Origin of the sequence: Winogradskyella damuponensis (assembly GCF_039538385.1) — a bacterium.
In the GTDB taxonomy this organism is placed as follows: Bacteria; Bacteroidota; Bacteroidia; order Flavobacteriales; family Flavobacteriaceae; genus Winogradskyella; species Winogradskyella damuponensis.
Map to the genome: position 1 here is coordinate 34,797 of NZ_BAABCB010000002.1, position 11,381 is coordinate 46,177.

Sequence of the window (11,381 nt, forward strand, 5' to 3'; positions counted from 1 at the left end):
TTGTTGTATTTTTGAAATAAAAATTGCAAAGTCATAATATAGTGCTTTAACAGGCGTTATTTTATTTGAGACTAAAAACGAAAAAGAATACATGAAAAATTGCTATATAATCGCTTTGATGTTGTTTAGTGTGCTTTGTTTTGGGCAGCAAAAACAATTTAATATAAATTGGAGTGGATATAAAGTTTTAGAAACAGCTTATAGTAAAATAGAAGTGCCTGCTTTTGATGATAATCATTTTAGTTATAATGAAAGTGATGGTTTAACCTTTTTTGCTCAATGGGAAAGTAACGGAAGTCAAATTGATGAAAACTCAATACAATTAACCAATGTTGCTTATGAATCTATTTCTGCTTCTGAATTAAAGAATTTAAGTCCAAAATTAATTCCAAATTCTCCTAAGTATAAGATATACAATACTAATGCAAGAGATAAACGTGCTCATTATTTTGAATTAAGTCCTATTATTAAGGATAGAGGAGTTTATAAAAAAATTACAGGCTTTACAATTACGTATAGCACACGTTCTGCTCGTACAGCCAACAACCTAAATGATGCCAATGGAATTGTAAACTCAGTTTTAAGTACAGGACAATGGTTTCGTTTTTATATTGAAGATTCGGGTGTCTATAGATTATCCAAAAGCTTTTTAAGTAGTTTAGGTATTAATACCAATTCAGTAGATCCAAGAACAATAAAAATTTATGGTAATGGAGGGAGAATGTTACCTTTAAGTAATTCAGAAAATTACCCTTTCGATGTTGTAGAAAATGCCGTAAAGTTCATTGGTGAAGAAGATGGAAGCTTTGATAACAATGATTACATCCTTTTTTATGGTGAAGGACCTAAAACTTATAGTGAAGAAAGTGAAACCAATTTAAATATATTTACAGATAAGACATATTATTATGTGAATATCAGTTCTGGTAATGGTAAGCGTATTCAAGAAATGCCAACTATAGATGCTTCGCCAGATATAGTAATTAATACATTTCAAGATTATCAGTACTACGAAGTTGATGAATATAACCTGGGAAAAATAGGTAGACGTTGGTTTGGAGATGATTTTGATATTGAAAATCAACGTTCCTATAAATTTGAATTTCCAAATTTAGTAACTGATATTCCTGTAGATTTTAAAATTGTTGTTGGGTCTGTTTCTGAAGTAGAAACAACAATGAAGATTTCAATAAATGGAAATCAAGTTGATAATATAGGATTAGGAACCATAAGTCCTGGATCTGTATTAGCAACTGATAAAACACACAATAACTCACATATTATTACATCTGATGAGATTACGGTTACATTTGATTATAACAACAACGGTAACCCATCGTCAAATGCATTTTTAGATTATATTAATATTGAAGCAACTAGAGACTTAATTTATGAAGGCGATCAGTTAGTTTTTAAAAATAAAGATGTTATTACCACACCTGGAATAGCTCAATATAACTTGTCTAATACTTCTGCAGTAACAGAAATATGGGATGTTACAGATCGTTTTAATGTTACCAATCTTGTAAATTCTACTAGCGAAAATACAATAACCTTTAAAGCACAATCTGGAGAACAGAAAACATATATAGCATTTTCTAATGCCAGTGTTTTACAACCTAATAAAGACAGCAGGTCAAGTGTTGCAAATCAAAATCTAAAAGGAACTATTTTTAATAATGCCCAAGGACAGTTTGAAGATATAGATTATATTATTTTATCTCCTTCTCAACTGACAACACAAGCAGAACGTTTAGCGCAAATTAATAGAGATAGGTATAATCTAAACGTAAAAGTAGTTGATTTAGAAACAATCTATAATGAATTTAGTACAGGAAGTCAGGATGTAGCTGCAATTAGGAATTTTATTAAATACGTTTATGATAATGCAAGTACACCAAGCAAACGATTAAAATATTTATGCTTGTTTGGAGAAGGGTCTTATGACTATAAGGATAGAATACGTAATAATACCAACTTAGTGCCATCATGGTACTCTAAAGCAAGTTTTAGTCTCGGTAATTCCTTTGTTTCAGATGATTTCTATGCCATGTTAGATGATAATGAAGGAGATGGGTTAACAACTTCTGATAGAATGGATATCGCTGTAGGCCGAATTTTAGCAGAAGACGTACAGCGAGCCAAAGAAATGGTAGATAAAATTAATACCTACTATCAATCTGAGTCTTATGGCAGTTGGAGGAATAATGTGTTGCTTATTTCTGATGATGTTGATGAGGGCTGGGAAAGAAATTTACAAGAGACTACAGAAAGTTTGGGGAATTCGCTAAATCAAGAAAAACCATTTTTAAATGTCGTAAAGATTCATTCTGATGCTTTTGAGCAAGAGTCAACAGCAGCAGGAGATAGATATCCTAAAGTAAATGAAGCCATAAGAGACGCTATTGAAGTTGGAGCTTTAGTAGTGAATTATTTTGGTCATGGCGGAGAAGATGGTATAGCAAAAGAACGGATTTTTGATAAGTTTGATTCACAAGAAGTTAATAATATCTGCAAATACAATTTGTTTATAACTGTAACTTGTGAATATACCAAATTTGATGATCCACATAGAGATACAGCAGGAGAGTTTACCTTTTGGAATAAAAACGGAGGTGCCATTGCTTTACTAACAACAACACGTCAAATCTCAGAATCTACTGGAAGATTTTTTAACCTAGCCTTGGACGATTATCTCTATGCGTTTGGTTCTAATGATTATCCATCTATTGGAGAAGCATTGCGATTAACTAAAACAGATAATTCTATCGTTGGGCGTTCTCAAAAACGATTGGTCTTTCTAATTGGTGATCCAGCAATGAAATTAGCCTTTGCAAAACCAGATATTAGATTAACTAAGGTTAATGATGTAGAAATTACACAGCCTATTGATACACTTAAAGCTTTAGCTTATACAAAATTAGCAGGTGAGGTTGTAGATGTAAATGGAAACGTATTACCTAATTATAAAGGAACATTAACCGCTACGGTTTATGATAAGCCAATTGAACGTCAAACCTTAGGTAATGATGGAGTAACAGACGCTGATGGTGTAATTATTATGGACTATACAACATTAGGGGAAGTCATTTTTAAAGGGCAAGCAAGTATTGTTAATGGGCAATTTGAATTCGATTTTATTGTACCAAGAGATATTGTTATTCCTGTTGGCAATGGTAAAATTAGTTTTTATGCTCAAACGGATGATCAACTTTCAGATCAAGCAGGTGCAAATTTCGATATTAAAGTTGGAGGTATTAATGAAAATGCACCAACAGATGATATCGGACCAGTGATAAATCTATTCATGAATGACGAAAATTTTGTGTCTGGAGGTATCACTAACGAATCACCAACGTTGTTGGTAAAACTTCAAGACGATAATGGAATCAATACAGCAAGCGGGATAGGTCACGATATTACAGCCATTATAGATGGAGACGAAACCAACCCAATTGTATTAAATAATTATTACCAAGCCAGTGTAGATGATTATACTAATGGAACAGTTTCTTATCCTTTTAGAGATTTAGAACCAGGAGTACATACGCTTACATTAAAAGCTTGGGATGTTTATAATAATTCTTCAACAGCAGAAATTCAGTTTAGAGTTTTTGATGAAGACGAAGAATTGATTATTGATAATGTTTTAAATTATCCGAATCCTTTTGTGAATTATACAGAGTTTTGGTTTAATCATAACAGTTCTGATCCTTTAGATATTTCTGTGCAAATTTTTACAGTCACAGGTAAATTGGTAAGAACTTTAAATGGACAAACTAGTGCCGATGAATGTTGTTCTAAAGGTTCGTCGTCATTATCTAGAAGCATTATATGGGATGGAAGAGATGATTTTGGAGATAAAATAGGAAAAGGAGTCTATGTTTATAAACTAAAAGTGAAATCTAACCGTTTAAATAAGCAAGTTGAAAAAATTCAAAAACTTGTTATACTATAGAAGTGTTTAATTTTTTTGTTTTGTAGCTGAAATTATAGCTTTTTATTTTGCAGAAGATTTTCATTATTACGGTATAAGAAAACAGAAAGCAGGAAAAAAAGAAGTTGAATTGAGAGCAAAAAGAAAAAGTTTAAATTAATTCTTAAATAATAATTTATATTTGCTAACGAATTAGTGCTGATAAGTTAGCATTAATAACTAAAATGAACATGAAGAAATACATATTATCCCTAATCGCTATCGCGACAATTAACCTAACCTTTGCTCAAGTAGAAACCACACAAATTACTCGTAACAGTTTTGATAGTAGAGTAATTACTACAGGCTTGCCTTTTATGCTTATTGCACCTGATGCAAGATCAGCCTCTTTAGGAGATATGGGTGTAGCTACCTCTGTCGATGGATTTTCACAACAATACAATCCTGCAAAATATGCATTTTCAGAAGCTAAACAAGGAGTGAGTTTAAGTTATACACCCTATTTAACCAGATTAGTAAATGATATCTCGTTAAGTTATGTAACTTATTTCAATAGAATAAACGAGTATAGTTCTTTTTCTGCAGGACTTAAATATTTTTCATTAGGTGAAATTGTGCTAACACAAGATGCTAATGATCCTGGTGTAGCAGTAAAACCAAATGAATTTGCTATAGATGCAGCATATTCGTTAAGATTAAGTGATCAATTTGCTATGGCAGTAGCTCTACGTTATATGCGTTCAGCCCTTAGAATTGATACAGTAGATCCAAATGCGAGTCCAGGGAGTACATTTGGAGCAGATATAACAGGATATTACCAAAGTGAAGAAGAGGCTTATAATGATTTTAATGGGCGTTGGAGATTAGGTTTTGCAGTACAAAACTTAGGTCCAAGATTTAAGTACGATGATGGTGGTCAAGAAGTATTTCAGCCAACTAATTTACGTCTAGGTGCTGGTTTCGATTTTATTTTCGACCAGTATAGTAAATTGGCTGTTACTGCTGAGGTTTCTAAATATTTAGTGCCAACACCTCCAATTATGGGAGATAAAACGGTATTTACAGATACAAATGATGATGGTGTTTTTAGTCCAGATGATGGAGATTTTCAAACACAAGAGCAATTAGATGCTTCAGAAGAGAATGTTATCATTGAAGGTCAAAGTACAGATGTAAGTTTCTTAAGTGGAGTTTTTCAATCGTTTGGTGATGCACCAGGAGGTTTTAGTGAAGAGTTAAGAGAATTTACATGGGCATTAGGTGCTGAATATACATATCAAGAGAACTTTGCGTTTAGAGCGGGGTATTTTAATGAAGCAGATGATAAAGGAGCACGTAAGTTTTTTGCTTTAGGAGCAGGGTTTAAATACACAACAATAAATGTAGATTTATCGTACCTATTCTCAGCCTCTAAAATTCAAAGTCCATTAGAAAACACATTGCGTTTTTCATTGACCTTTAACTTTGGATCAGGGGAATATGATGAGTATTAGAATCTATAAATAATTTAAATTTCAAAACTATTGTTAAAAAAAGCAATAGTTTTTTTGTCTAAAATAAATAGTAAATTTATGAAGGAGGTTAAAATAGAAACTACATTACAAGTATATACAGGTTTTAATGAGCTTCCTCAAGCAATTCAAAACTTAATGAATACGGCAATTGAAGCTAGAGATAACGCCTACGCACCGTATTCAAAATTTAATGTAGGTGCTGCTATTTTACTCGATAATAATGAGGTTGTCATTGGTAGTAATCAAGAAAATGCGTGTTTTCCTTCTGGTTTATGTGCAGAGCGTACAGCTATTTATTATGCAGGTGCCAAATATCCAAAGGCTAAGATTCTAAAAATGGCAATTACAGCATCTTCCCAAAATCAAGTAACAGATAAACCAATCCCTCCATGTGGTGCCTGTAGGCAATCTATCGCAGAATACGAAATCAAACAAAATCAACCCATCGAAATTTATTTTATGGGAGCAAAAGGAAAGGTGGTAAAATCTAACTCATTAGCGAATTTGTTGCCGCTTCTTTTTGAAAGTTCGGTATTATAACGTTTTCGTTGCATTAAATTCATTAATTAACTGTTTTTTTACGATATACTGTTTCATCAGTATTTTCTAAAGTGTTATTTTTGCTATTCTATTTTAAAGAACTCATCAAAAAATGCAAAAAATAACCAAAGAAGTTTACCTAAAGTGGTATGAGGACATGTTGTTCTGGCGAAAGTTTGAAGACAAACTTGCCGCAGTTTACATTCAACAAAAAGTTAGAGGATTCCTTCATTTATATAATGGACAAGAAGCTGTATTAGCAGGTGCATTACATGCTATGGATTTAACTAAGGACAAAATGATAACGGCTTACCGTAATCACGTTCAGCCAATTGGTATGGGAGTAGATCCTAAACGAGTAATGGCAGAGTTATATGGAAAAGCAACAGGTACATCTCAAGGTCTTGGTGGATCAATGCATATTTTTTCAAAAGAACACCGCTTTTACGGAGGTCACGGAATTGTAGGTGGTCAGATTCCTTTAGGAGCTGGTATTGCTTTTGGAGATAAATATCATGGTAAAGATGCTGTAACTATTTGTTGTTTTGGTGATGGAGCTGCAAGACAGGGCTCATTACATGAAACATTTAACTTAGCAATGCTTTGGAATTTACCAGTTGTATTCGTTTGTGAAAACAACGGTTATGCTATGGGAACTTCTGTAGCGCGTACAGCAAACCATACAGATATTTGGAAATTAGGTTTAGGCTACGAAATGCCTTCTGGACCAGTTGATGGGATGAATCCTATTAAAGTTGCTGAAGCTTTTGATGAAGCAATTCAACGTGCTAGAAAAGGTGGCGGACCTTCGTTCTTAGAAGTGAAAACATACCGTTATAGAGGGCATTCAATGTCAGATGCTCAGCACTACAGAACAAAAGATGAGGTTGAAGAGTATAAGAAAATTGACCCAATTACTCAGGTAAAAGATATTATCTTAGAGAAAGGATATGCTACAGAAGCAGATTTAAAAGCTATTGATAAGGATGTTAAGAAACGCGTTTCTGAATGTGAAAAATTTGCAGACGAGTCTCCTTATCCAGATAAGAGTGTGATGTACGATGCTGTTTATGAGCAAGAAGATTACCCATTTATAGATCACAAAATTAAATAAGCTATGGCAGAAGTAATAAATATGCCGCGTTTAAGCGACACCATGGAAGAAGGAACTGTTGCCTCTTGGTTAAAAAAGGTAGGTGACAAAGTTGAAGAAGGAGATATTTTAGCAGAAATCGAAACGGATAAAGCAACTATGGAGTTCGAGTCTTTTAACGAAGGAACGTTACTACATATTGGTGTTCAAGAAGGTGAAACTGCAAAAGTAGATACGCTTTTAGCTATTATTGGTGAAGAAGGCGAAGATATTTCTAGTTACTTAAATGGAAGCGCATCAGAATCATCTGAAGAAAAAACAGAAGATACTGAGAGTGCTGCTGAAGAATCTCAAGAAGCGGAATCAGCAAGTGAAGTTGAAATTCCAGAAGGTGTTACAGTGGTTACCATGCCGCGTTTAAGTGATACCATGGAAGAAGGCACAGTAGCAACATGGCTTAAAAAAGTAGGAGAAGAGGTAGAAGAAGGAGATATTCTTGCTGAAATTGAAACCGATAAAGCGACCATGGAATTTGAATCATTCCAATCAGGTAACTTATTATACGTTGGTTTAAATGAAGGAGAAACGGCTAAAGTAGATTCTTTATTAGCAATTATAGGTCCTAAAGGAACTGACATTTCAGGTCTTGCGAAAAACTTTAAAGTTGATGGTGGTGATGAAAAGAAAGAAGCTCCAAAGGCTGAAACTAAAAAAGAAACACCAAAAGCAGAGCCTAAAAAAGTAGAAGCAAAGAAAGAAACACCAAAAGTCTCAACGTCAAATACAAGCTCAGGACGAGTTTTTGTTTCTCCTTTAGCTAAAAAAATGGCAGAAGAGAAGGGAATTAACTTAAGTCAAGTTAATGGTTCTGGTGAAAATGGACGTATTGTAAAGCGTGATATCGAAAACTTTACTCCAGCAGCACAATCTGCTTCAGTTGGTAAATTTGTTCCAACAGGACAAGAAGATTTTGACGAAGTGCCAAATTCAAATATGCGTAAAGCCATTGCTAAAAACTTAGCAAAATCTAAATTTACCGCACCACATTATTATTTAAATGTGGAGTTTGACATGGAAAATGCAATAGCATTTAGAGCACAATATAACTCTATACCAGATACTAAAATTTCTTATAATGATATGATTGTTAAAGCATGTGCTTTAGCGTTAAAACAGCATCCTCAAGTTAACTCTCAGTGGTTTGATGACAGAATGCAATTAAACAATCATGTTCATATTGGTGTTGCCGTTGCTGTGCCAGATGGTTTATTAGTGCCAGTGGTTAAATTTGCAAATGAGCAAAGCTTAACACAAATTGGTGCTGCTGTTAGAGAATATGCTGGTAAAGCAAGAAACAAGAAATTGTCTTTAGAAGAGATGGAAGGTAGTACGTTTACGGTTTCTAATTTAGGAATGTTTGGTATTGATAGCTTTACATCAATTATTAATCAACCAAATTCAGCGATTTTATCTGTTGGGAATATTGTTGAAAAACCAGTAGTTAAAAACGGACAAATTGTAGTAGGTAATACTATGAAATTATGTCTAGCATGTGATCACAGAACTGTAGATGGTGCAACCGGAGCACAATTCCTTCAAACTTTAAAAGGATATATTGAAAACCCTGTGACAATGTTAGTTTAATATATTAACGTTCACAGTATCGTGAAGATTATATAAAAAACCTATTTCATTAACCTGAAATAGGTTTTTTTTTGTTGTTGTATTAACCATAATATAAGATTACTTTTGCAGCTAAATTTAACTGCTATTCAGTAGTTTACTAAAAATATAAAATGAAAAATTTAAAAGTAGTTGTGTTAATGACATTTCTTACATTATTTATGTTGGGTAATGCACAAAAGAAGAAAGTGGCTGTTGTAACATTTTATGCAGACAAAATGATAGACTTATCAGCACTTGATGCTTCTGCAGATTTAATTGCAAAAAACACCAACCTAAGTGATGACCCCAATTTTAATTTAACTGAGCCACTTAATAAATTGCATGACGCTTTTTTTAGTGAATACGCTGAAAATTTTGATTTTGAATTTATAGCAGAAGAAGATGTATGGGCTAATGAAACATATAAAACGTTTAAACCTACTTATGAAGAAGCAGGAAGCATAAATAAAGATATAGAATCAACTACAACGGTTCAAGGCTATAAGGTTATCCCTAATTACAGACAAAATGTTAAAGATTTAAAAGGCGTTGCAGAAGATTTAGGTGTAGATGCTATAATGTTTATTCATTTAGATTTTGGTTTTGTGAAAACAGGAGTTGGTAGTTTTGGTTATGTTAGCATACAAGCAAGATTTAGTATGGATTTATATTCTAAAGATAATAAGAGTATTTTTCAGTTTCATGAAGTTGCGGGTTCTTCAAAAAAAGCAGCTATGGTAAAAGGTATTCCTGTTATGAGTACAGATAAGATTCAACCAATGTGTGAAAGCGCAGTAGATAAATTAATGAAAGATTTGAATAAAAAAGTAGCGCGTTTAGCTAAAAAAGCGAACAAAAAAATGTAAATCTTTTCAATTAAAAATAATCTTTTAAATCCTATGCCATTAGTTTGGTTTAGGATTTTTTTATATTTAAACACAAATAAAATTTATGATGAAAAAAGCACTTTCAATAATCTTAATAGCATTAGTTTGTTCATGTTCTTCGAGTAAAAAAACGTCAAACTCTAATGAAGTAACACCTGAAATCACAGAAAAAGCCATTAGAGCAAGTATGGAGTATTTAACTTCAGATGAATTGGAAGGGAGAGCAACAGGAACCGAAGGCTTAGAAAAAGCCGCTGTTTTTATAGAAAACTATTTAAAGTCTAATGGTATTAAACCTTATTTTAAAACGTATCGTGATTCGTTTAAACTAAATGATTTAGATGGTTACAATATTGTTGGAGTTATTGAAGGAAATGACCCAAAACTTAAAAATGAATATATAATTCTAGGTGGACACTACGATCATATTGGTAAAGGAAAAGTAGTAGAAGGAGATTCAATTGCAAATGGCGCCAATGATGATGCTTCTGGTACCATAGCGGCTATGGAATTTGGGAGGTATTTTGCCAAGACTAAGAGCAATAAACGTAGCATTTTAATTACATTATATGATGCTGAGGAATTAGGTTTAAAAGGCTCTGCTCATTTAGCTAAACGTTTAAAAGATAAGGGGGTGAATGTTTATACAATGATTAATTTTGAAATGATTGGTGTACCTAGAGCTTCAACGGAACCAATGGCTTATATGAGTGGTTACGAACGCTCTAGTTTAGCTGAAACTTTAAATAAATATGCAGGTGAGGAAGTTGTTGGTTTTTTTGATAGAGCAAAAAAGATGAATTTATTTATGAGGTCAGATAACTTTCCCTTCTTTAAAGAATTAAATATACCTGCACATGCCATTTCAACTTTCGATTTTACAAATTACGATTACTACCATCATGTAGATGATGAAGCCGATAAAATGGATTATGAGCATATGGTTAACTTTATTAATAAGATGATTCCTGCATTAGAAGGCATGATGAACGTACCAACAAAAGAAGTGATATTAAAAGATGAATAAAAATATTATTATAACAGGGACAAGTCGTGGAATTGGATTTGAATTAGTTCGCCTATTGGCAAAACAAGGCCATAATGTTTTAGCATTATCGCGAAATACAAAGCCAATAAGTCAACTTCATTTTGATAATATTTCATCCTTTGCATTTGATCTATGTAATGAAGTCGACTATAAAAAAGTAGCAGACTTTATTAAAAAAGAATGGAAGCATGTAGATATTTTAATTAATAATGCTGGTGCCATAATTAATAAACCTTTTGCACAAACAACATTTAAAGACTTTGAAAAAGTATACCAAACCAACGTTTTTGGAGTGTCAGAATTAACACGAACGGTACTTCCATTTATGAAGAACAATGGGCACGTAGTGACCATTAGTTCAATGGGAGGTATTCAAGGAAGTATGAAGTTTGCAGGATTATCAGCATACAGTTCTAGTAAAGGTGCTGTAATTACTTTGGTAGAGTTACTCGCTGAAGAATATAAAGAAACAGGTCCTCAATTTAATGTCTTAGCATTAGGAGCTGTTCAAACCGAAATGTTAGAAGAAGCTTTTCCTGGCTATCAAGCGCCGACATCGGCTAAAGAAATGGCAACATATATTCAAGATTTTGCCTTAACAGGAAATAAATATTATAACGGAAAAGTATTGCAGGTTTCTAATTCTACACCTTAATATATTGATGTCATAGCTAAAGCTGACTTTTAATTAAAAAAG

General features: G+C 33.0%; 8 protein-coding genes. All 8 read left to right on the forward strand.

The features are described 5' to 3' along the window. The first annotated feature begins 91 nt into the window (after window positions 1-91). The 8 genes from porU (at window position 92) to ABD730_RS00255 (ending at window position 11,339) form a co-directional block, all read left to right on the forward strand. Entirely contained in the window at window positions 92-3,958 is a 3,867-nt protein-coding gene (gene porU, locus ABD730_RS00220) for a type IX secretion system sortase PorU (RefSeq protein ID WP_334470579.1), read from the forward strand. Between the two features lie 209 nt (window positions 3,959-4,167). Further along, window positions 4,168-5,430 carry a type IX secretion system outer membrane channel protein PorV gene (porV, locus tag ABD730_RS00225; RefSeq protein ID WP_334470577.1) on the forward strand — a complete coding sequence of 421 codons (1,263 nt, stop codon included), beginning with the start codon at window positions 4,168-4,170 and terminating at the stop codon, window positions 5,428-5,430. A gap of 78 nt (window positions 5,431-5,508) precedes the next feature. Then, complete coding sequence (cdd, locus tag ABD730_RS00230) at window positions 5,509-5,991, forward strand: cytidine deaminase (RefSeq protein ID WP_334470575.1); 483 nt, start codon at window positions 5,509-5,511, stop codon at window positions 5,989-5,991. A gap of 112 nt (window positions 5,992-6,103) precedes the next feature. Next, window positions 6,104-7,105: a pyruvate dehydrogenase (acetyl-transferring) E1 component subunit alpha gene (gene pdhA, locus ABD730_RS00235; protein ID WP_334470573.1), complete on the forward strand. Its 1,002-nt coding sequence runs from the start codon at window positions 6,104-6,106 to the stop codon at window positions 7,103-7,105. 3 nt (window positions 7,106-7,108) lie between these two features. After that, on the forward strand, window positions 7,109-8,728 hold the full coding sequence (locus tag ABD730_RS00240) for a pyruvate dehydrogenase complex dihydrolipoamide acetyltransferase (protein ID WP_334470571.1): 1,620 nt from the start codon (window positions 7,109-7,111) through the stop codon (window positions 8,726-8,728). A gap of 152 nt (window positions 8,729-8,880) precedes the next feature. Then, a complete protein-coding gene (locus ABD730_RS00245; RefSeq protein ID WP_334470568.1) occupies window positions 8,881-9,615 on the forward strand; it encodes a hypothetical protein in 735 nt (244 codons plus the stop codon). An 85-nt stretch (window positions 9,616-9,700) separates the two neighbouring features. After that, the gene (locus tag ABD730_RS00250) at window positions 9,701-10,663 is read left to right on the forward strand and encodes a M28 family peptidase (RefSeq protein ID WP_344711759.1); all 963 of its coding nucleotides are present in this window, start codon (window positions 9,701-9,703) and stop codon (window positions 10,661-10,663) included. Beyond that, on the forward strand, window positions 10,656-11,339 hold the full coding sequence (locus tag ABD730_RS00255) for an SDR family NAD(P)-dependent oxidoreductase (protein ID WP_344711760.1): 684 nt from the start codon (window positions 10,656-10,658) through the stop codon (window positions 11,337-11,339). The genes ABD730_RS00250 and ABD730_RS00255 overlap by 8 nt, the downstream gene beginning before the upstream one ends. Window positions 11,340-11,381: the final 42 nt, after the last annotated feature.